The sequence below is a fragment of the Xanthobacter flavus genome (assembly GCF_017875275.1).
Taxonomy (GTDB): Bacteria; Pseudomonadota; Alphaproteobacteria; order Rhizobiales; family Xanthobacteraceae; genus Xanthobacter; species Xanthobacter flavus_A.
Map to the genome: position 1 here is coordinate 2186386 of NZ_JAGGML010000001.1, position 21333 is coordinate 2207718.

A 21333-nucleotide genomic window follows, 5' to 3' on the forward strand; every position below is an offset into this window, starting at 1 on the left:
CCGCGCGGTGGCACGTCCGCGCGCCGGACGATGCTTGATCCCTGCCCGCGTACCGCCCCAGGCGAGGGTTGGCAACTCCTGCCCCTGCGTCCGCTCACGCGGGGTTCAGATGCGCGCCGTTCAGTCGCTCGCCAGGATGTGGTTCTGGACGATGGGATAGACCTGGCTTGCCCATTTGCGGCCCGAGAAGACGCCGTAATGGCCGACGCCGGCCTGCATGTGGTGGCGCTTCTTGTGCGGGCGCAGAGCGGAGCAGATGTCCTGCGCCGCCATGGTCTGGCCGATGGAGCAGATGTCGTCCCGCTCGCCTTCCACGGTGAGCAGCGCCGTCTTGCGGATGGCGCGGAAATCGATGGGCCGGCCGCGATAGGTCAGTTCGCCCTTGGGCAGACGGTATTCCTGGAACACGTAGCGCACGGTCTCCAGATAGAATTCGGCGGCGAGATCGAGCACCGCGAAATATTCGTCGTAGAAGGCCTTGGTGGTCTCGGCCTTCTCCTCGTCGCCCTCGGCGAGGGCGTTGTAGAGATCGAGGTGCGCCTTGATGTGCCGCGTGAGGTTCATGTTCACGAAGGCGGTGAGCTGCATGAAGCCGGGATAGACCCGGCGCCCGGACCCCGCGAAGCCTTTCGGCACGGTCGAGATCAGGTTCTTCTCGAACCACGCGATGGGCTTGGAGGTGGCGAGCTCGTTCACCTTGGTGGGGTTGATGCGACAGTCGATGGGGCCGGCCATGAGCGTCATGGAGGCCGGCACGGCCGGGTTCTTCTCCTGCGCCATCACCGCTGCGGCCACGAGGGATTGCACGCACGGCTGGCACACCGCCACCAGATGGGCGCCGGGGCCCATGATCTCCAGGAAGCGGATGACGTGCTCGACGTAATCGTCGAAGCCGAACGGACCCGCCGAGAGGGGCACCTCGCGGGCATTGTGCCAGTCCGTGATGTAGACGTCATGGTCCGGCAGCATCGTCTTCACGGTGTTGACGAGCAGCGTCGCGAAATGACCCGACAGGGGCGCGACCACGAGGACGCGGGGCTGTGGCACCTCCACGTCCTTCTTGAAGCGCAACAGGGTGCCGAAGGGCAGGACGGCGGTGTTCTCCTCCGTCACCTGGACTTCGCGATTTCCGACTTCAACCGTTTTGATGCCGAAAGACGGCCGGCCATGGGAGAGGGCGGCGCGCTCGACCAGCTCGTAGGCGGCCGCGAGCTGGCGGAAGCCGAGATGGCCGTAGCCGTTGACGAGGGGGCCGTTGAGGGTCTGCCGCGCGAGGCTGGCGAAGAACCTCATCGGGCTCATGAGGTCGGCCTGGGCCTGATAGGCGGAGTACATCATGGCAGCGAACGCCGAACCGTCCGGCACCACGGTGCCAGAGGAATGAACCTGGAAGAAGTCTGCAGCATGATGCCGAAAGGTCCTTCTGCTCCGCGTCCCCCACGCCCGGCCCCCGACGGCCGGCGGAAGCATTAAGTAGTTGTCGCAGGCCCAGCTTTCCGCTTTGCAGCAAGCCTGAACGGATGTACCTGTTAAGTTGATATTGGAGCTATGCGTGGTGCATTGCAACACGCATCCTTAGCAATAGGGCCGACGGCCGAGCGACCGCGCCGGATGGCCCCACCAAAATCGAAGCCGCCGGCTGCGCCAGAACAGACACGGGCGGTCAGAAACAGGCGAAAGTCGAGGGGAACGGTCAGGTCAGGGATCGCAAATCCGAGGCACGGGACAGGCATGGCGACGCTCACCATCTCCAGCAAGAACTACTCCTCCTGGTCCATGCGCGGCTGGCTGCTGTGCAAGATGGCCGGCCTCTCCTTCGAGGAGGAGCGGGTGCCGACCGACGATCCCGACGCCAAGGCGGAGCTGCTTCTGCTGTCGCCGTCCTTCCTCGTGCCGCGGCTGGTGCATGAGGACGTGACGGTGTGGGACACGCTGGCCATCGCCGCCTTCCTCAACGAGGTCTTCCCCGAGGCCGGCCTTCTGCCGGCCGACCGCGCGGTGCGCGCCCACTGCCTCTCCATCTCCGGCGAGATGCACTCGGGCTTCGCCAACATGCGTTCGGCGCTGCCGATGAACATCAAGGCGCACTATCCGGGCTTCAAGGTCTGGGCCGGCGCACAGGCGGACATCGAGCGCATCGCCGCCATCTGGCGGGGCTGCCTCACTGCCCACGGCGGGCCGTTCCTGATGGGCGCGACACCGACGCTGGCCGACGCCATGTACGCCCCCGTCTGCTCCCGCTTCACCACCTACGACGTGAAGCTCGATCCCCAGTGCGAGGCCTACCGCACCCGCATCATGGCGCTGCCGCTGGTCCAGGAATGGATCGAGGGTGCGCTGTCCGAGCCCGAGGAGCTGGAAGAGCTGGACGCCGAGTTCTGATGCTTTCGGACCTCTTCCGGTGATCGAAACGGCGACGGCCGCCGCCGCGTCCGTGAATCTTGGCCTGATCGCAATCGGCTTTGCCGTGCTCGTGCTGGCGGGCATGGTGAAGGGCGTGATCGGCATGGGCCTGCCGACGGTCGGCATCGGCCTGCTCAGCGTGGTCCTCGCCCCGCCCGAGGCGGCGGCCCTGCTGATCCTCCCCTCCACGGTCACCAATTTCTGGCAATACTTCACCGGGCCGAACGTGCTCGGCATCGCCCGGCGATTCGGCTGGATGATGGCGATGGTCGCCGCCGGCACGCTCACCGGAGGCCTGCTGCTCGGTGGCCTCGCCTCGCCCGCCGCGCAGCCGGCGCTCGGGGCGACGCTGCTGGCCTATGGCCTGCTCGGCCTGTCCTCGGTGCAGCTGAAGGTGCCGGCGCGGCACGAGCCGTGGCTGTCACCGCTCATGGGTTTTCTGACCGGCCTCGTCACTGGCACCACCGGCGTCTCGGTCATGCCCTCGGCGCCCTATCTGCAGTCGCTGGGGCTGGCGCGAGACGATCTGGTGCAGGCCCTCGGCCTCACCTTCATCGTCTCCACGGCGGCGCTGGCGGTGGTCCTGTTCCATCCGGGGGACGGCGGCGGGCCGATGGCCGATCCGGCCACCGCGCTCGCCTCGGCGGCCGCGCTGCTGCCGGCCTTCATCGGCATGCATCTCGGCACCTTGGTGCGCCGGGCGGCCTCGCCGCAGATGTTCCGGCGCATCTTCTTCTCGGGCCTCGGCCTGCTCGGCGTCTACATGCTGGCGCGCGGCCTCATCTGAGCCGGCCGCCGCCTACAGCCCCCGCCTCTCACTCGGAGAGGCGGTGGATGTCGTGGATGACGATGCCGATGGAATCGTCCGGCTTCCTCAGCCATTCCTTGCGCCGCAGGGTCTTCACCGTGTCCTCGTAGCCGGTCTGCCAATGCTCGCGCATGGAGGTCTGCGAGAATTCGTAGTCCTTGGATTCCCGCTCGTAGGTCTTTTCCTGATAGATCAGGTGGCAGATGTTGACCGGGCCGGAGTTGGAATAATCGTCGATAAGGGCGATGTCCTCCTCGGTGCGCAGCTGCTCGGGAATGCGCTGGAGCGCGTCATAGAGCTTGGAGCGCAGATCCTGCACGCGGCGGAACACGTCGGTGGTGTAGCGGGTGCGGCTCGAATAGGCGACGTCCTTCTGCCGCTCCGACACGTCGAACATGTCGCGCGGCAGCTGCCCGCGGGCGCTGAACAGGTCCACCTGGAACACCAGCGCGCTCGGATGGTCCGGCTGGTCGAGCAGGAACTGGAGCGGGGTGTTGGAGACGACGCCGCCGTCCCAGTAGAACTCGCCATCGATCTTGATGGCCGGAAAGCCCGGCGGCAGCGCGCCGGAGGCCATGATGTGCTCGGGAGCGATCTTGTGCTCCTGGTTGTCGAAATAGATGAAATTGCCGGTGCGTACGTTCACCGCCCCCACCGAGAAGCGCTTCTCGCCGGAATTGATGCGGTCAAAGTCCACGAGGCGCAGCAGCGTGTCGCGCAAGGGTGCCGTGTCGTAGAAGGAGGTGGCGCCCGGCGCCCCCGACGGCAGCAGCCAGGGGTTGGGAAAGCGCGGGTTGAAGAAACCGGGCTGGCCCTGAAGGATCGTGCGGGCGGCGCTCAGCTGATTGCGCCACTGACGGAAGATGTCGCCTTCCAGATTGATCGGCAGGATCCGCCGGGAGGTGATGGTCTCCCAGAAGTCCCGGAGCTTCGTCACCCGGTCCTGCGGCGCGTTGCCGGCGATGATGGCCGAGTTGATGGCGCCGATGGACACGCCGGAGATCCAGTTGGGATCGCAGCCCACTTCCGACAGCGCCTCGTAAACGCCCGCCTGATAGGCGCCGAGCGCCCCGCCGCCCTGGAACACCAGTGCCACGCGCTTGTACTCGTCGATGATGTTGCACAGCTCGCTGGAGCGCTGGTTGGCAGCCTCGGTCATCGGCCCTCACCCCTCAAAATTGTTATGCAGGCCCGGCGGCGCAAGGAGCGCCGCCGGCAGCGCGGTCGGGCGCCGACCTTACGTCAGGCGCCTTCCTTCAGGTAATCGTAGACCACTTCGCCGAGGCCCAGCGTCAGGTCGGCCTTGATGTGGACGGCGGAGAGAACCTCCAGCACCGGCAGGGCCGCGACGTTGCACAGGGCGTGCGGGAACAGGCCGAGGGCGCCGGGCCCGACCCAGCATTCCTTGAGCGTGACGTCCACGAGATAGTAGCGCACCAGCTCGCAGATGCGGGGCGTGGCGTCCACGTCCGGGATGATCTTGAGCAGGAAGCTCGGGGTGAGGAGGGAGGCGAGCACCTTCTCCTTGTCGCCGGCCTTCCACTTGTAGCCCATGGTGCCCGAGGCGCAGAGCACGCTGCCGTAATGGAGGGTGCCGACCAGCGTGTCGGTCTCCACCTTGAGCTTCGGCTGGGCGTATTTCTTGGGAAAGCCCCACAGCTCGCGACCGCCGGCGATGGGGGATTCGTCGTCCAGATACATGGAGTGGACGTAGCCGCCCTCCTGGCCGTTGAAGCGGACCGGGATGACCTGTCCGGTCTCGGTGTAGTCGCCGAAGCCGGTGGAATCGGGCATGCGGATGAATTCGTACTTCACCACCGGCTCGGTGATCTCGAGCGGCTCCGGCACCACCTTGGCCAGGGCCTCCGGATCGGTGCGGTAGGTGATGATCAGATATTCGCGGTCGATGAACCGGTACGGCCCCGGCGGAAACGACGGGTTGGTCAGCGGCATCGAGTAGGCAGTGCGGCGAACGTCGGCGATCTTCATCGGCGGGTCTCTCGTGCGGCAGTCGCGTTTCGCACCTGCGAATGGACGCCGCCAAGGTAGAGCGGACGCGCGCCCGTGAAAAGCCGCTTGCGGCACGAGTTTCCTGCACGGCTAAGGACTTGGTATGCGGTCCCGCACCGCGTCACGCCTGGAAAACCCGAAGGTCCGGACACTGCCGGGTCAGAAGACGAGAAGGCCTCCGCTGCCTTTCTGCGTCCCGTAGCCCACAGCCCCGCCGGAGCCGTGCCAGGCCATGGCGGTCACGGGGTCGCTGTCGGGCGCGCGCAGCAGGATCTCCGCGCCGTCCGAGATGCGCACCATCATCACCATGCCGTCCTCATAGCCGATGGCGACGACGGGGTCTTTCGGGTGGGGCGCAACCACCGTCACCCGCGTGGTGGGCGACGGCGCCAGCATCATGGGCTCCTTGCCCATGGGGCCGTCCTTGGCCTGGAACGGCCACAGGATCGCCTCGCCCGAGCCGGACGTGGCGAGCCACTTGCCGTCGGCAGTGAAGGCGAAGGACTTCACCCGCGAGGGATAGCCCGACATGCGCATATGCGCGCCGTCCACCACCCGCCAGCCGTGCAGCGCCGGCTCCTGCATGGTGCTGACGAGGAAGCGGCCGTCGGGCGAGAAGGTCACGCCGAGGTGCGAGCCCTTCCAGCCGTAGACCTCCGGCTTGGCGCCCGCGGCATTGGGAAACCACAGGGTCACGCCGCCGTAATGCGCCACCGCGAGGCGCAGGCCCTTGGGCGCGAAGGCGAGGCCGCCGACCGTGGACGGCACCTCCAGCGATCGCGGCTCACCCTTCTGCTGGAGCACATGGGCGACCTTGCCGGCGGAATAGGCGATGGTGCCGTCCGGCCCCAGAGCCACGCGGTCGATCCAGCGGCCCTTCTGCTGCGCGAGTTCGCGCGTGGCGCCGTCCGCACGCGTTTCCATCACCCGCCCGTCGTCGCCGCCGGTCACCAGCCGCTTGCCGTCCGAGGTCGCGCTGAGGACGCCGCCATCATGGACGGGCACCGTGACCGGCACCGCGCCCTCCTCCAGGCCCGTCAGAAAAACCGCGCCATCCGTGCCGACGAAGGCGGCCTTCGAATCGAGGAAGGCGAGGGCGACGATGCCGGCCTCGAAGGCAAGCGGCCGGACCTTGCCGGTGAGGCTGGACGGGGCGGAAACCATGGTGCTCTGATCCCGGTGATGGACGGGGCGTTCCTTAAGGCACCGATGCGGGCCGCTGGCAAGGTGGGTTTGCCTGTGCGCGAAGCCGTCGCATAAGGGCGGCACGCCATGTTCGACACCACCCTTCCCATCGACGCCGTCCTCGGCGACATCCGCTCGACGCTCGCGTCCAGCCCCTGCGCCGTGCTGGTGGCCCCGCCCGGTGCCGGCAAGACCACGCGCGTGCCCCTCGCGTTGCTGGACGAGCCGTGGGCCGCGGGCGGAAAGATCCTCGTGCTGGAGCCGCGCCGCCTCGCCGCCCGCGCCGCTGCGCGGCGGATGGCGCAGACCCTCGGCGAGGCGGTGGGCGGCACGGTGGGCTTCCGCACGCGCCTCGCCTCGGAGGTGTCGCGCCGCACCCGCATCGAGGTGGTCACGGAAGGCATCTTCACCCGCATGGTGCTGGACGACCCCGAACTCTCGGGCATCACGGCCGTGCTGTTCGACGAATTCCACGAGCGCAGCCTCGATGCCGATCTCGGCCTCGCCCTCGCCCTCGATTCCCAGCGCGGGCTCAGGGACGACCTTCGCCTCCTCGCCATGTCGGCGACGCTGGACGGCGCCCGCGTCGCCTCTTTGATGGGCGCCGGCGCGCCCGCGCCGGTGATCGAAAGCGAGGGCCGCGCCTTTCCGGTGGAGACGGCCTATCTCGGCCGCGATCCGCGCGCGCCCATCGACCGCCAGATGGCCGACGCCATCCGCCGCGCGCTGGACCGGGAAGACGGCTCCATCCTCGCCTTCCTGCCCGGCGCCGCCGAAATCCGCCGCACCGAGACGCTGCTGCTGGACACGGTGCGCGACCCGAAGGTGGATGTGGTCGCCCTTTTCGGGGCGCTCGATGCCGCCGAGCAGGACCGCGCCGTGCTGCCGGCGCCGGCGGGGCGGCGCAAGGTGGTGCTGGCCACCTCCATCGCCGAAACATCGCTCACCATCGAGGGCGTGCGGGTGGTGGTGGACAGCGGCCTGGCCCGCGTGCCGCGTTTCGAGCCCGACGTGGGGCTGACACGGCTTGAGACCGTCCGCGTCTCCCGCGCCGCCGCCGATCAGCGCCGCGGCCGCGCCGGACGCACCGAGCCCGGCGTCTGCTATCGCCTGTGGAGCGAGGGCGAGACGGCGAGCCTGCCCGCCTTCGCCACGCCCGAAATCCTCTCTGCCGACCTCACCGGCCTCGTGCTCGACCTTGCCCGCGTCGGCGTGCGCGAACCCGCCGCCCTCCCCTTCCTTGATCCGCCCCCCGCGCCCGCCGTCACCGAGGCCAAGGCGCTGCTGCGCCTTCTCGGCGCGCTTGATGCCGAGGAGGCGGTGACGCCGCTCGGCCGCCTCATGGCCCGCCTGCCCTTGCCGCCACGCCTCGCCCACATGGTCGCCATTGGCGCAGAACGCGGGGCCGGCCGCCTCGGCGCGGAGATCGCCGCGCTTCTGGTGGAGCGCGGGCTCGGTGGCGACAGCGTGGACCTGCTCGCCCGCCTCGACGGCTTCCGCCGCGACCGCTCCCGCCGCGCAGAAGATTCGCGCCGCCTCGCAGCCCGTTGGGCGGAGATGGCGGGGCGGGAAGCGGCGACGGGAGAGCATGGCGATGGAGCGCCCCCCTCCCCCGCCGCCCTGCTGGCGCTCGCCTTTCCCGATCGCGTCGCCAAGGCGCGCGAGGGGCGGCCCGGCGAAACCCAGGTGAGGTTCCTGATGGCCAATGGACGCGGCGCGGTGCTGGAGGGCACCTCACCGCTTGCACGCGCCCCGTTCCTTGCAGTGGCGGAGGCCTCCGGTCGCGCCGAGGGCGCCCGGATCACCCTGGCCGCCGCGCTCCCGGCCGAGGAGATGGAAGCCCTGTTCGCTGACGACATCACCTCCGGGCTGGAGATCGCCTTCGATCCGGCAGCGATGGCCGTGCGGGCGCGGGAGGTTCGGCGGCTCAGGGCGCTCGTGCTGGCGGCGCGGCCCCAGCCGGTTCCGGCGGACGCGGAGACGGCCCGCGCGCTCGCCCGTGGCATCGCGGACGCCGGCATCGAACGCCTGCCCTTTTCGGCGGCCTCCCGGCAGTGGCGTGAACGGGTCATGTTCCTGCGCGCGGCCGAGGGCGAGCCCTGGCCGGACCTCTCCGACGCGGCGCTGGCGGCATCGGCGGAGGCGTGGCTCGCGCCGTTTCTCACCGGCCGGACCTCGCTGGCCGACATCACGGGCGCCGACGTGGGCAACGCCCTTCACGCCTTGCTGCCCTATGAGCTGACGTCCCGGCTGGAGGCGGAGGCGCCCACCCATTTCACCGCGCCCACAGGCTCCCGCCTCGCCATCGACTATGGCGCCGAGGGCGGGCCGGCGGTGGAGGTCCGGGTACAGGAATTGTTCGGCCTCACCGCCCATCCTGCCATCGCCGGCGGGCGGGTGCCCCTCACCCTCGCGCTGCTTTCGCCCGCGCATCGGCCGATCCAGGTGACGAAGGACCTGCCGCAATTCTGGCGCGGCTCCTGGCGCGATGTGCGGTCCGACATGCGCGGCCGCTATCCCAAGCACCCCTGGCCCGAGAACCCGGCCGAGGCGCCGCCCACCACGCGGGCAAAACCGCGCGGGACGTGAGGGACGGGGGCTTTCTTTGCCCTCGCTCCGGCGCCGCGCGGGCTTGTGCGCGCGCACCTTGAAGAGCCCTGCTACTCCGCCGGAATGGCCCGGGGCCGACCCTCGCCGTCGATGGCGACGAAGGTGAAGACGGCTTCCGTCACCTTGGTCGACTGCTCGCTCTCGCGCGCCCGGCGCCAGGCCTCGACCTCGATGCGCAGCGAGGTGCGGCCCACCCGCGCGATGGTGGCGAACAGGCTCACCTCGTCGCCCACCGCGACGGGGGACAGGAAGCTCATGGCCTCCACCGCCACCGTCGCCGCGCGGCCGCGCGAACGGCGCGCCGCCACGTTGCCGGCGGCAAGGTCCATCTGCGACATCAGCCAGCCGCCGAAGATATCCCCGCTCGGGTTGGTATCGGCCGGCATGGCGATGGTCCGGATGACCGGAATCCCGTCTGGCATCTGCGAGCCCTTGTCGTGCATCCCTTCTCCCCGCACGCCTGAGGCGCGCCGTGTCCAACGTTCCGTCGAAGCTGATAGCAAAATTTCGCCGCAGCGCGGCCAAATTTGATCCACCTCAGAGAATCGGGAGCGCGGGCGTGGTTTCTAACACTTGTCCATGTCTTTTCGGGGCAGACAGGGCATGGATGACCGGCTCCGCCTTGCTGTGTGGGCGGAGCCGGTATCTCTTTCAGCCGAACCTTTTCAGAAGGCCGGCACATGATTCCGCCGGAACGAGGCTGACCTCGTTACCGGCGGTTTTCATTTTGGGCCGGTCGCATCGGAGGCCGCCATGGTCCAGACCCGTCCCGAAAGCCGTATCTCCCGCATCCGCCAGCGTGCCCTCGCCGCCACGGTGCTCGCCGGAGCGCTCGCCGCCACCCTCGCCCCGGTGGCGCAGGCCTGCACACGCGCGGTCTATCTGGGCTCCGACGGCATCGTCATCACCGGCCGGTCCATGGACTGGATGGAGGACATGCACACCGACCTGTGGGCCTTCCCGGCCGGCATGGCGCGGGACGGGGCGGCCGGGGCCAACACGCCGAAATGGGTGTCGAAGTACGGCAGCGTGATCGCCGCGGGCTATAATGCCGGCACCGCCGACGGCATGAACGAGAAGGGTCTCGTTGCCAACCTGCTCTATCTCGCCGAGTCGGAATACGCGAAGCCCGCCGGAAAGCCGGCCCTCTCCATTATGGTGTGGGCGCAATACGTGCTCGACAATTTCGCCACCGTCTCCGAAGCAGTGGCTGCGCTCTCCGCCGAGCCGTTCGTGGTGGTGACGGCGACCCTGCCCAACGGCTCCGGCGCCCAGCTCCACCTCGCCATCTCCGACCCGTCCGGCGACAGCGCCATCTTCGAGTATCTCGGCGGCAAGCTGGTGGTCCACCACGGCCGGCAATACCAGGTGATGACCAACTCGCCGAGCTACGACCAGCAGCTCGCGCTCAACACCTATTGGCAGGAGATCGGCGGCACGGTGTTCCTGCCCGGCACCAACCGGGCGGCGGATCGCTTCGCCCGCGCCAGCTTCTTCATCAAGGCCATCCCCACCAAGGCGGCGCCGGAGATCCTGTCCGCGGTCCCGGACCAGACCTACGCCAACCAGGCCGTGGCGAGCGTCGTCAGCGTGATGCGCTCGGTGAGCGTGCCGCTCGGCCTCTCGACGCCGGGTGAGCCGAACATCGCCTCCACCCTGTGGCGGACGGTGAGCGACCAGAAGGACAGGGTCTTTTTCTTCGATTCCGCGACCAGCCCGAACACCTTCTGGGTGCCGATCGCGGATCTGGACCTGAAGCCGGGGGCGCCGGTGAAGAAGCTCGATCTCGCCGGTGGCAAGGTCTATGGCGGCAACGCCGCCGCGCGGTTCGTGCCGGCGGCGCCTTTCATCTTCCTCGGCGTCAAACTGGACTGAGCCGCTCCCCTACCGGGGCGGCGGCGAGAAGGTGCTGGTGGAGGGCGGCGGCGCGAACCCGCCGCTCGACGGGGGCGGCGCAAAACCGCCACCGCTGCTGCCGCTTGAGGGCGGCGGCCCGAACACATCTTTCGCGCCTGACGACGATGAGGACGAGGACGACGAGCTTGCCGGCGCGGGAGCACTCGCGGCCGCCGGGGCGGGGGCAGGCTGCGCCGCGGTCGCCGGCGGCTTCGGCTTCGGGCGCGCAGCGGAGGGCTTGGGCCGCTCACGGACCTCGGGAGCGCCCTGCGGGTCGAAGCCCACATAGATCACGTAGCGTTCCATCTCGTACGGCTTCAGCAGCGGGAACGCGATCTGGTCCTCGACGACGGTGAAGGCCGCATGGCCCGGATCGGCCGGCACGTCCACGGCCACCGCGAAGAACTTGGTGGTGATGGTCTTCGGCGTCGGCCCCTCGTTCACCACGGCGATGCGGATGGGGACCTTCACCTGACCCGGAGCGCCCTTTTCGCCCATCAGGACACGGCCCTCGATGCCCACCCTCACCACCATCATGCCGTTGACTATGGAGCATTCGCGGGCCAGGCGGCCGATCGTGCCCTGATAGCGCAGGCCGCCGCCGGCAGTGACCTGCCAGCTAGCGGCGCCGGTGCGCACGGTGAGCATGGGGCAGTCATAGGTCTCCTGGTCGGGACCCGTGCCCACCACGAGGGCGCCTGCGCTGGCGCTGTTGACGATGCCGGCGGAGGTGCTGCCGGCGGCCGGATTGGAGATGGCCGTGCCACCGGCGACGCCCGTATCCTGCGCGCCGAAGGAGCCGTCGAGCCCCTCTCCGGCCGCGCAGCCGGCGAGCGCCGCAGCCAGAAGGCCGGGCAGAAGCAGGCGGGGCAAGGCGAAACGGCGGGGCGGGGACAGGCGTGAAGCTGCCGTCACGGGCCTTTCGGTGGCCCGGATCTGCACGACCGTCCGTGTTGCACCCGCCATATCTTCAACTCCATGGGCGCCCTGGATTCCGACGCGCTTATAGCAAAGGGAAGCCGGCGTGAGGACTCCCCGCTCGCCCCTGCGGGTCCCCGGCGCCGGCTCCGTGAAAGTAAGGTTACCGCGCGCGCCTCAGCCGCCGAGGCCGACCGGCTTGCCCACGACCACCGTCAGCGCGTCCTTCGACGTGGCCAGCCGGCCGGCGACGCGCTTGAGGTCGTCGAGGGTGACGGCGGCGATCAGGGCGTTGCGGCGATCGATATAGTCGATGCCGAGTTCGTCGAGCTGGATCTGCAGCAGCTGGCCGGCGACCTTGGAGGACGTATCGAAGCGCAGGGCATAGCTGCCCATCAGATAGCTCTTCGCCTCCTCCAGCTCCTTGGCGGTCGGCCCGTCCTTCAGGATCTGGCCGAACTCATGGGTGATGAGGGAGATGGATTCCGCCGCCCGCTCGTTCTTGGTCGCGGTGCCCGCGAACCACAGGCCGACGTGGGAAAGCGCCACCTGATAGGAATAGACCGAATAGGCCAGCCCCCGCGCCTCGCGCACTTCCTTGAACAGGCGCGAGGAGAAGGCGCTGCCGCCGAGGATGTGGTTGAGCACATAGGCCGGGATGAAGTCCGGATCGCGCCGCTCCAGCCCGCCGGTGCCCATCACCACCACCGACTGCGAGACATCGAGGGGGATGACCTCAACGGTGCCGATCTTCTGGGGCGTCACGTTGGCGACGGGAACGAGCGTCGCCTTGGCGGGGAGCTTGCCGAACACCTCGTCGAGCCGCCTGCCCAGTTCCTCGGCGGTGATGTCGCCCACTACGGCGACGCGCAGGTTGGAGCGGGCGAAGGTCTTTCCGATGAAGCCCGCGATGTCCTCGCGGGTCAGCTTGGCCACGCTCTCCAGCGTGCCATCCGTCGGGCGGCCATAGGGATGGCCGGGAAAGGCGAGCGCGAACCAGCGGTCGTTGGCAATGGCATTCGGCTCGGTGGACCGGCGACGCAGCATGGCCAGCAGGGAGGCGCGGATGCGCTCCACCGCCTCGCCGTCAAACCGCGGCTCGTTGACCGCAAGGCGCAGCAGTTCGAAGGCCTTGTCGCGGTTTTCCGAAAGCGTGCGCAGGGAGCCGCGCATCTCGTCGCGCCCGGCATCGAAATGCAGCTCCACCGCATGGTCGGCCAGCGCCCGCTGGAAAGCGTCGGAATCGAGCGCGCCAGCGCCCTCGTCCAGAAGCGAGGAGGCAAGGTTGGCGAGGCCGGCATGCTCCGGGCCATCCTGGGCGGCGCCGCCGAGGAAGGCGAACTCGAAGGCGATGAGCGGAAGCGTGGTGTCGTGGACCAGCCACGCCTTGATGGCGCCGGGGCTCGTCACCTCGGTGATGCGGCTCGACTGGGACTGCGCCGTGTCAGCGGCGAGAAGGGAAAGGGCCATCGTAACCATCGCAAGAAAGAGCCGGGCGGCAGGGCGAAGGCCCGCGCCCGCGAAAAAGGCGCGCCGGCCCGAACGGGCCGGCGAACGGAACATCTCGAAAGCCGGGACGGCCGCCGTCACGAGCGATTGTCCTTCTTGCCGTCCGCCTTGCCCGCGTCGCCGGCTTTCGGCTCGGCCTGCTTGAGGTATCCGGTCACGGCCCGGTCGGTGACGAGATAGCGGCGGGCCACGTCGCGCACCTGATCGGCGGTCACGGCCTTGAGCCGGTCCGGCCATTCGCGCACGTCCTTGGCGGAGAGGCCGGTGGCCCAGGAGGCGCCATAGATGCGGGCGAGGGTCGCCTGATTGTCCTGCGCGTAGATGGTGTCGGCAATGAGCCGGGTCTTGGCGCGGGCGAGCTCAAGATCGTCGACGCCCTTGTCCTGCAGCTCGGCGACCACCGCATCCACGGCCGCTTCCAGCGTCTCCAGGCTCACGCCCGGACGCGGCGAGGCATAGGCGACGAAGCGCGTCGCGTCGTAGGCCGTGCCCTGATACCAGGAGCCGGCGCCGGCCGCGAGGCCCTTCTCGGCCACCAGCGTGCGGTACATGCGGCTGGTCTGGCCGCCGCCGAGGATATGCGAGAGCACTTCCAGAGCTTCGGCATCGCCGGGCGCCGCGGTGCGGGCGGACGGCACCAGATAGGAGCGCTGAAGGCTCGGCTGGGCGACGCGCGGGTCGGCCAGCGACACCCGCCGGTGGGCGCGCGGCTCGGGCTCCTGCGGGCGGTTGCGCGGCGGCGTATCGGCCTGGGTGACCTTGCCGTAGGTCTTTTCCGCCAGCGCCTTCACCTCGGCCGGGTCCACATCGCCGGCCACCACCAGCAGGGCGTTGTTGGGCGCATAGAAGCGGCGATAGAAGGCCAGCGCGTCCTCGCGGTTGAGGCCCTTGATCTCGTGCTCCCAGCCGATGATCGGATGCTGATAGGGGTGGTTCACGTAGGTCGTCGCCTGCAGAACCTCGGAGAGGCGCGCGCCGGGATCGTTGTCGGTGCGCATGCGGCGCTCTTCCAGCACCACGTCCCGCTCGGGGAGCACAACCTCGTCGGAGAGCTTGAGGCCGCGCATGCGGTCGGCCTCGAAGCCCATCACGGTCTGAAGGTGCTCCTTGGCCACGCGCTGGAAATAGGCGGTGTAATCCTGCGAGGTGAAGGCATTTTCCTGCCCGCCGAGGCGCGCCACCTCGGCCGAGAACTGGCCCTGCGGGTGCGCATCGGTGCCCTTGAACATCAGATGCTCAAGGAAATGGGCGATGCCGGACTTGCCCGGCTGCTCGTCGGCCGATCCCACCTTATACCACACCATGTGGGTGACCACCGGGGTTCGGCGGTCGGGGATGACCATGACCTGAAGGCCGTTGGCGAGCTTGAATTCGGTGACTTCCGGACCTGCGGCGTCGGCAAGGCGGGGAGAAAATGCGGCCGCTCCAGCGGCGATAATGGCAACCATGGCAAGACGGCTCATCTGCACGTGAGGATCTTTCGGCATTCGACGCGCCCGAAGGCGCGTCCGTCAAGGAAAGATAGGGTGCCCGCCGCCGCAGAGAAGGACCGGGCGGAGCGGTATCGGCCCGCAACTGCCGGCCCTTGGACCCGCGTGCCCGTCCGCCGGTTCGTCACTGGCGATCGAACAGCGACGGCATCTTCCAGGGTTCCTTCTTGTCCTCCACCACGCCATAAGGCGCGTTGGGAGCCGGCGTCTGGTAGCCGGGCGGCGGCTGAATGAGGTTCTCGCGGTTGGGCTCCCCATTGAAGGTGAGCTGCTCCTGCTTGCCACCCAGACCGAGCCAGTTGGTGGCGCCGAGCTGGCTGGGCATCAGAACGTCGCGCGTGGAGCCCGCGCCCACCGGCTCGGTGGGCGCCGTGCTGTTGCCCACCGCCCGCTTCTTGCCGCGGTTGAGCTCGGACGGCATCAGCGGCTTGCCCGGATCGTCGCGCACGATGGGTTGCTTGGCGGCCTGCGCGGCAGCGGCGCGGCGCTGCTGATCGTAGTCCTTCGGCCAGTTGGGGTGGCTTTCGGCGGCGCTCTTCTGGGGCGGCGGCAGGGCGTCCGGCACGCGGGGCGGCACCACGAGGGGGGCGCGCTCGCGGTAGTCGATCTCCGGCTTCTCCTCTTCCTCCTTGAGGCCGAGAATCTGCATGGCGCTGTCGAAGATATTGGTGCTGCCGTCGAGGCCCTGCGCGGCGGCGGGCGCGGGCGCGGCGAGCGTGAGGACAAAAGCAGTGAGCAGCGCGCCGCCAGCAAGGCGCAGCGGGATACGGCGGTCAAGAGACAAGATGAAACCGGCCACGCGCGGCGCGGGTCCGGCGCTATGCGGGAAAACGGAAATCTCTCGCATGGGTCTCACGTCCTCGATGCCATCCTCTGGGCCGGGCGGCGAATCCCCTTCGCCGCGAATGCTCCAGGCCTTTGATTGATCACACGGTTTTTCCGCAAAGCGGGCCACAAGCCGGGATCGAGCGCACCTGATGACGCGCTCGCGCGCGCTCAAGGCTCCCGCTCGGCCCCGGATCGGGGCGACATTGGCACGGCCGAGGGCGGCGATTTTGAGGCGCCGCCGAGAAATGCATCGTAAAGAAGCATCGCCACGCCCACAACCACGGCCACATCGGCGAGGTTGAACACGTACCAACGGTAGCCGAAGGCGTGCAGCGACACGAAATCGAACACCGCGCCATAGACCACCCGGTCCACCGCATTGCCGATGGCGCCGCCGATGAGCAGGCCCAGCGCGAACGCCTCGAAGCGGCTGCGGGCGCGGGCGAGCCAGATGGCGAACAGGATCGCCGCCGCCACCTTGATGGCCACCAGCACCCAGCGCCCCGTCTCCCCCTGCGGAAACAGGCCGTAGCTGATGCCGTAATTCCACAGCGCGGCGAAGTCCACGAACGGCGCGACCGGCTTGATCGATGCCCCCCAGGAGGCCGACCAGGCAAGGACGACGCTCTTGGAGGCCTGGTCCGCCACCAGCACCACGAGCGCGACGAGAAGGCCGAAGAGGATGGGACGGCGCTGCAAGGAGCCTCTCTCAGGTACGGCCTCTGTGGCCCACGGCCGGGCGACGCGACCGGCCGTTCATAGACGAGGCCGCCCGCCCCGGCAACGCGCGGCGGGCGGAGCGGGATGTCAGGCCGTTGCGGCGCGCGCGGCGTACAGTTCCCGCAGAGCCGCCGCATCGCGCGGGGTCACGTCGGGGAACTCCGGGTCGGTGCCCACCAATGGCGACACCTTCCACGAGCGGGCGCACTTGGTGCCCACGGCGCGCACGGGCACCACCGCAACGCCCGGCACGTCCGGCAGACGGAAGGCGTCGGCCGGCCCCTCGCCGCGGATCAGCTTCGCATCCGAGGTGATGGCGATCTCGGCGAGGTCGAGGCCGGAAAGGGCATCGGCCAGCGCATCGTCGCTCACATAGACCTCCGGCGCGGCCTCCAGCGAGGAGCCCATGCGCTTGGCGGCGCGCTCGACTTCCAGCGCCCCCAGCACCACGCGGCGGATGAGGCGCACCTTGCGCCACTGCTCCGCCAGCGCCTCGTCGCGCCATGCGGCGGGCGTCTCGGGGAAGCCGAGGAGATGCACCGAGCCCTCTTCATCCCCGGTGCGGGCGATGTAGGCCTCCTCGCAGGTGAAGGCGAGGATGGGTGCGAGCCAGGTGACGAGCCGGTTGAACACCTCGTCCAGCACCGTGAGGCAGGCGCGCCGCGTCACCGAGGAGATGGGATCGCAATAGAGCGCATCCTTGCGGATGTCGAAGTAGAAGGCCGACAGCTCGATGTTCATGAACTGGGCGAGGGCCGCATGAACCTTCTTGTAGTCGAAGGCGCGATAGGCGGCGCGGATCTCCCCGTCCAGCTCGGCGAGCCGATGCAGGATGAAGCGCTCCAGCGACGGCATGTCAGCCACCGCCACCTTCTCCTCCGGCCGGTAATGGTGCAGCGAGCCGAGCAGCCAGCGGATGGTGTTGCGCAGCTTGCGGTAGGTGTCGGCCGTGGTCTTGAGGATTTCCGGGCCGATGCGCAGGTCGTCCGCATAATCGGAGGCGCACACCCACAGGCGCAGGATATCGGCGCCGGACTGCTTGATGACGTCCTGCGGCGAGGTGACGTTGCCCAGCGACTTGGACATCTTGCGCCCGTCCTCGTCGAGGACGAAACCGTGGGTCAGCACCACGTCATAGGGCGGGCGGCCGCGGGTGCCGCAGCTTTCCAGCAGCGAGGAATGGAACCAGCCGCGATGCTGGTCCGAGCCCTCCAGATACATCACCTTGTCGCGCCCCTCGGGCGGACGTTCCGCCTTGAGGTCGGGGCGCACCTCCAGCGTGAAGGTGTGGGTGGAGCCGGAATCGAACCACACGTCGAGGACGTCATCCACCTTCTGCCAGCCCTCGGAGGCGCGCTCGCCCAGGAAGCGGGCGCTGGCGCCTTCCTTGAACCAGGCGTCGGCACCTTCGGCAGCGAAGGCCTCGGCAATGCGGGCGTTGACAGCGGCATCCTTGAGGATTTCGACGGTGCCGTCGCCCTTGTCCTTCACGAACACGGCGATGGGCACGCCCCAGGCGCGCTGGCGCGAGACCACCCAGTCCGGCCGGTTCTCGATCATGCCGGTGATGCGGTTCTCGCCCGCCGCCGGCACCCACTCCACGGTCTTGATGCCGGCCAGCGCGCGGGCGCGCAGGGTGTCGGGGGCGTTGCCGGCCAGCGTCGCCGGGCGGGGCGCCGCCTTGCCGTCCGCCGCGCGGATGTCCTGGTCCATGGCGATGAACCATTGCGGCGTGTTGCGGAAGATCACCGGCTTCTTGGAGCGCCAGGAGTGCGGATACTGGTGCTTCACCCGGCCGCGCGCGAGCAGGTTGCCGGCCTTGATGAGGGCATCGATGACGGCGGTGTTGGCATCGCCCTTCTCGCCCTTGTCGGTGATGACGCGCCTGCCCTCGAAGCCTGGGGCCTGGGAGGTGTAGAAAGAGTCCTCGTCCACCGTGTAGGGGATGGCGGGGCTGATGCCGCGCTCCTCCAGCCAGCGGCGATGGTTCACCCACGCCTCGAAGTCCTCGCGGCCATGGCCGGGGGCGGTATGGACGAAGCCCGTACCGGCGTCGTCCGTGACGTGCTCGGCTTCCAGCAGCGGCACCTTGAAGGTGTAGCCGCCGAGCCCGAGGTCCGCGAGCGGATGGGCGAGGATGAGGCTGCCCACCACATCAGCGGGAACATCGCCGCGGCGCTCATAGGCGGTGACGCGGGCGGCCTTGAACACGTCCTCGGCCAGCTTGTCGGCGAGGATCAGCCGGTCGCCGGCCTTGGCCCAGTTCTCGGCGGGGGCGTCGGTGACCTCGTAGACGCCATAGGCGATCTTCGGCGAATAGGTCACCGCGCGGTTGCCGGGCATGGTCCAGGGGGTGGTCGTCCAGATGACGACGGTCGCACCTTTATGGTCCCCCTCAGACACCACCGGGAACTTCACCCACACCGTATCGCTGGTAAAATCCTGATACTCCACCTCCGCCTCGGCCAGCGCGGTCTTCTCGACCACCGACCACATGACCGGCTTCGAGCCACGGTACAAAAGCCCGTTCTCGGCGAACTTCATGATCTCGCGGGCGATCTGCGCCTCGGCCATGAACGCCATGGTGGTATAGGGATGATCCCAGTCGCCCTCGACGCCGAGGCGCTTGAACTCCTCGCGCTGCTTGCCCACCCACTCTTCGGCATAGGCGCGGCATTCCTGGCGGAAGGCGACCATGGCGGCGGAATCGGAGAAGTCGGGCTTCTGCTTGCCCTTCTTGCGGTAGTTCTCCTCCTCGATCTTCCACTCGATGGGAAGGCCGTGGCAGTCCCAGCCGGGCACGTAGTTCGAGTCAAAGCCCAGCATCTGCTGGGAGCGCGTCACCACGTCCTTCAGGATCTTGTTCAGCGCGTGGCCGATGTGGATGTTGCCGTTGGCATAGGGCGGACCGTCGTGCAGCACGAAGCGGTCGCGGCCGCGCCCGGCCTCGCGCAGGCGCCCGTAGAGGCCGATGCGCGCCCAGCGGGCCAGCAGCTCCGGCTCCTTCTGCGGCAGGCCGCCACGCATGGGGAACTGGGTCTCGGGCAGGAACAGGGTCTTGGAATAATCGGGGGCGGACGCCTCGGCCGACGGCTTGGTCTCGGACTTCTCGGTCATGGAACGCTCGGGGGATGAAGGCAGGGTCGGGGCGGAAAAATCCCGGCAGCCCCCGCGCGCTCAGCCGCGCCGGCGGGGGGCCGGGCCGATAATTCGCGCCGCGAGGGGGCGGCTGCGGCGAGGCAGGGCCCCGCGATCATGAGGAAATCCGCTCATGGTGCGGCTTCTATCAGGCGCGGAGGGCCGGGAAAAGCCCGCAGATCGGCGCAGCGCCAGCGCCCTCGAGCTGCGGCGGGCAAAGAAAAACCCCGGCACCAACGGTGCCGGGGTTCTTCTTGGTTCCCCTCTTTTAAAGAACCACGGGGCGGCGACGAGGCCGCCCCGCCAGGATCACGAATGATACGCGCGCTCGCCGTGCTCGTTGATGTCGAGACCCTCGCGCTCCACGTCCGTGGAGGGACGCAGGCCGACGATGACCGAGATCACGAACAGGATGACCGCCGTGCCGACGCCCGACCACACCACGGTCACGCCGACAGCCTTGAGCTGGGCGATGACCTGGGCGGTCATGTCGTAGGCCGCGACCGCACCGGTGGTGTAGTCGTAGATGCCGGTGCCGCCGAGGGACGGGCTCACCAGGATGCCGGTGGCGATGGCGCCGACGATGCCGCCCACACCGTGCACGCCGAACACGTCGAGGGCGTCGTCGTAGCCCAGCGCGTTCTTGATGGCGGTGCAGAAGATGAAGCAGATCGGGGAGACGATCAGGCCGAGGACCAGCGAGCCCATGATGCCGGCGAAGCCCGACGGCGGGGTCACGGCGACGAGGCCGGCGACGATGCCCGAGGCGAGGCCGAGCATGGAGGGCTTACCCTTCACCAGCCACTCCACGAACATCCAGGACATGCCGGCCGCGCAGGTGGCGATGAAGGTGTTCATCATGGCCAGCCCGGTGACGGCGTTGGCCTCGAGGTTGGAGCCGGCGTTGAAGCCGAACCAGCCGACCCACAGCAGGGAGGCGCCGACCATGGTGAGCGTCAGCGAGTGGGGCGAGAGCGCCTCCTTGCCATAACCCAGGCGCTTGCCGACCATGATGCAGGCCACGAGGCCGGCGATGCCGGCATTGATGTGCACCACGGTGCCGCCCGCGAAGTCGATGGCGCCGAGGGAGAAGATGTAGCCGGCGTCAGCCAGCACGGCGTCGAGGGCAGCCTGCGCGGCGGTCTTGGCGGTGCCGTCAGCGGCGGCGGCGACAGCCTTGGCGGCGGCGTCGATCGCATCCGGGCCGGCCCAGTACCAGACCATGTGCGCGACGGGGAAGTACACGAAGGTCACCCACAGCGGCACGAACAGCACCACGGCGGAGAACTTCATGCGCTCTGCGAAGGCGCCGAAGATGAGGGCCGGGGTAATCATGGCGAAGGTCATCTGGAAGGCGATGTACACCCACTCCGGAATGGCCACGCCCACCGAGAAGGTGGCGGCGAGGGATTCGCCCGTAACGCCGGACAGGAACGCCTTGGAGAAGCCGCCGATGAAGGGCGAGCCGCCGGTGAAGGCGAGCGAGTAGCCGTAGAGCACCCAGATAAGGCCGACGATGCATACGCTGTAGGCGACCTGCATCAGCACGGAGAGCATGTTCTTGGCGCGCACGAGGCCGCCGTAGAACAGGAACAGGCCGGGCACCGACATCATCAGCACCAGCAGCGCGGACGTGAGCATCCAGGCCACGTCGCCCTTGTTCACGGTGGGGGCGGCTGCCGCGGCGGGAACGGCGGAAGCGGCGTCGGCCGCCGGGGGAGCCGTCTGGGCCAGCACCGGCGCGGCTACCGCCAGCGCCAGAAGAAGCGCGGGAACCCCCACGCGGGACCACGTCTTGGACGTCATGGATGAATGCTC

General features: G+C 68.8%; 16 protein-coding genes. 4 read left to right on the plus strand and 12 right to left on the minus strand.

The features are described 5' to 3' along the window. Positions 1 to 120: 120 nt before the first annotated feature. A complete protein-coding gene (locus J2126_RS10545; protein WP_209486563.1) occupies positions 121 to 1338 on the minus strand; it encodes a polyhydroxyalkanoate depolymerase in 1218 nt (405 codons plus the stop codon). Positions 1339 to 1731: 393 nt separating this feature from the next. Between J2126_RS10545 and J2126_RS10550 the strand changes: the two genes are divergently transcribed. Then, positions 1732 to 2382 (plus strand): glutathione S-transferase family protein, encoded by a 651-nt coding sequence (locus tag J2126_RS10550; protein ID WP_209486565.1) that lies wholly within the window; start codon positions 1732 to 1734, stop codon positions 2380 to 2382. A 19-nt stretch (positions 2383 to 2401) separates the two neighbouring features. Then, positions 2402 to 3190 (plus strand): sulfite exporter TauE/SafE family protein, encoded by a 789-nt coding sequence (locus J2126_RS10555; protein WP_348634277.1) that lies wholly within the window; start codon positions 2402 to 2404, stop codon positions 3188 to 3190. A 28-nt stretch (positions 3191 to 3218) separates the two neighbouring features. Here the strand turns inward: J2126_RS10555 and J2126_RS10560 are convergent, their stop codons facing one another. The 3 genes from J2126_RS10560 to J2126_RS10570 all read right to left on the minus strand — a co-directional run bounded on the left by J2126_RS10560 (position 3219) and on the right by J2126_RS10570 (position 6385). Next, a complete protein-coding gene (locus J2126_RS10560) occupies positions 3219 to 4370 on the minus strand; it encodes a patatin-like phospholipase family protein (RefSeq protein WP_209486567.1) in 1152 nt (383 codons plus the stop codon). 83 nt (positions 4371 to 4453) lie between these two features. Next, the gene (locus tag J2126_RS10565; protein WP_209486569.1) at positions 4454 to 5200 is read right to left on the minus strand and encodes an acetoacetate decarboxylase; all 747 of its coding nucleotides are present in this window, start codon (positions 5198 to 5200) and stop codon (positions 4454 to 4456) included. 180 nt (positions 5201 to 5380) lie between these two features. Continuing rightward, positions 5381 to 6385 carry a WD40 repeat domain-containing protein gene (locus tag J2126_RS10570; RefSeq protein WP_209486570.1) on the minus strand — a complete coding sequence of 335 codons (1005 nt, stop codon included), beginning with the start codon at positions 6383 to 6385 and terminating at the stop codon, positions 5381 to 5383. 108 nt (positions 6386 to 6493) lie between these two features. Here J2126_RS10570 and hrpB point away from each other — a divergent pair, with 108 nt between their 5' ends. Beyond that, positions 6494 to 8995: an ATP-dependent helicase HrpB gene (gene hrpB / locus J2126_RS10575; protein ID WP_209486572.1), complete on the plus strand. Its 2502-nt coding sequence runs from the start codon at positions 6494 to 6496 to the stop codon at positions 8993 to 8995. 71 nt (positions 8996 to 9066) lie between these two features. Here hrpB and J2126_RS10580 read toward each other — a convergent pair whose 3' ends face one another. Then, on the minus strand, positions 9067 to 9459 hold the full coding sequence (locus tag J2126_RS10580; RefSeq protein WP_209486574.1) for an acyl-CoA thioesterase: 393 nt from the start codon (positions 9457 to 9459) through the stop codon (positions 9067 to 9069). Positions 9460 to 9769: 310 nt separating this feature from the next. On the opposite strand from J2126_RS10580, the gene J2126_RS10585 reads away from it, so the two are divergent. After that, complete coding sequence (locus tag J2126_RS10585; RefSeq protein WP_209486576.1) at positions 9770 to 10891, plus strand: linear amide C-N hydrolase; 1122 nt, start codon at positions 9770 to 9772, stop codon at positions 10889 to 10891. A gap of 9 nt (positions 10892 to 10900) precedes the next feature. Here J2126_RS10585 and J2126_RS10590 read toward each other — a convergent pair whose 3' ends face one another. From J2126_RS10590 to J2126_RS10620, 7 genes are all read right to left on the minus strand, one after another. Then, entirely contained in the window at positions 10901 to 11827 is a 927-nt protein-coding gene (locus tag J2126_RS10590; RefSeq protein ID WP_209486578.1) for a hypothetical protein, read from the minus strand. Positions 11828 to 12007: 180 nt separating this feature from the next. After that, positions 12008 to 13300: a M16 family metallopeptidase gene (locus tag J2126_RS10595; protein WP_245327267.1), complete on the minus strand. Its 1293-nt coding sequence runs from the start codon at positions 13298 to 13300 to the stop codon at positions 12008 to 12010. Positions 13301 to 13416: 116 nt separating this feature from the next. Next, the gene (locus tag J2126_RS10600; RefSeq protein WP_245327268.1) at positions 13417 to 14787 is read right to left on the minus strand and encodes a M16 family metallopeptidase; all 1371 of its coding nucleotides are present in this window, start codon (positions 14785 to 14787) and stop codon (positions 13417 to 13419) included. 166 nt (positions 14788 to 14953) lie between these two features. Then, on the minus strand, positions 14954 to 15628 hold the full coding sequence (locus tag J2126_RS10605; RefSeq protein ID WP_209486584.1) for a hypothetical protein: 675 nt from the start codon (positions 15626 to 15628) through the stop codon (positions 14954 to 14956). 197 nt (positions 15629 to 15825) lie between these two features. Further along, entirely contained in the window at positions 15826 to 16356 is a 531-nt protein-coding gene (gene lspA, locus J2126_RS10610) for a signal peptidase II (RefSeq protein ID WP_209486586.1), read from the minus strand. 108 nt (positions 16357 to 16464) lie between these two features. Continuing rightward, entirely contained in the window at positions 16465 to 19494 is a 3030-nt protein-coding gene (ileS, locus tag J2126_RS10615) for an isoleucine--tRNA ligase (RefSeq protein WP_209486588.1), read from the minus strand. A gap of 330 nt (positions 19495 to 19824) precedes the next feature. Then, a complete protein-coding gene (locus J2126_RS10620; protein ID WP_209486590.1) occupies positions 19825 to 21321 on the minus strand; it encodes an ammonium transporter in 1497 nt (498 codons plus the stop codon). Positions 21322 to 21333: the final 12 nt, after the last annotated feature.

Coding starts and splice junctions, on each gene's coding strand:
- J2126_RS10600 (WP_245327268.1), bottom strand. CDS start 14,787: ATGGTTGCCATTATCGCCGCTGGAGCGGCCGCATTTTCTCCCCGCCTT.
- ileS (WP_209486588.1), bottom strand. CDS start 19,494: ATGACCGAGAAGTCCGAGACCAAGCCGTCGGCCGAGGCGTCCGCCCCC.
- J2126_RS10560 (WP_209486567.1), bottom strand. CDS start 4,370: ATGACCGAGGCTGCCAACCAGCGCTCCAGCGAGCTGTGCAACATCATC.
- J2126_RS10585 (WP_209486576.1), top strand. CDS start 9,770: ATGGTCCAGACCCGTCCCGAAAGCCGTATCTCCCGCATCCGCCAGCGT.
- J2126_RS10550 (WP_209486565.1), top strand. CDS start 1,732: ATGGCGACGCTCACCATCTCCAGCAAGAACTACTCCTCCTGGTCCATG.
- J2126_RS10570 (WP_209486570.1), bottom strand. CDS start 6,385: ATGGTTTCCGCCCCGTCCAGCCTCACCGGCAAGGTCCGGCCGCTTGCC.
- J2126_RS10565 (WP_209486569.1), bottom strand. CDS start 5,200: ATGAAGATCGCCGACGTTCGCCGCACTGCCTACTCGATGCCGCTGACC.
- J2126_RS10595 (WP_245327267.1), bottom strand. CDS start 13,300: ATGGCCCTTTCCCTTCTCGCCGCTGACACGGCGCAGTCCCAGTCGAGC.
- J2126_RS10620 (WP_209486590.1), bottom strand. CDS start 21,321: ATGACGTCCAAGACGTGGTCCCGCGTGGGGGTTCCCGCGCTTCTTCTG.
- J2126_RS10545 (WP_209486563.1), bottom strand. CDS start 1,338: ATGATGTACTCCGCCTATCAGGCCCAGGCCGACCTCATGAGCCCGATG.
- hrpB (WP_209486572.1), top strand. CDS start 6,494: ATGTTCGACACCACCCTTCCCATCGACGCCGTCCTCGGCGACATCCGC.
- J2126_RS10580 (WP_209486574.1), bottom strand. CDS start 9,459: ATGCACGACAAGGGCTCGCAGATGCCAGACGGGATTCCGGTCATCCGG.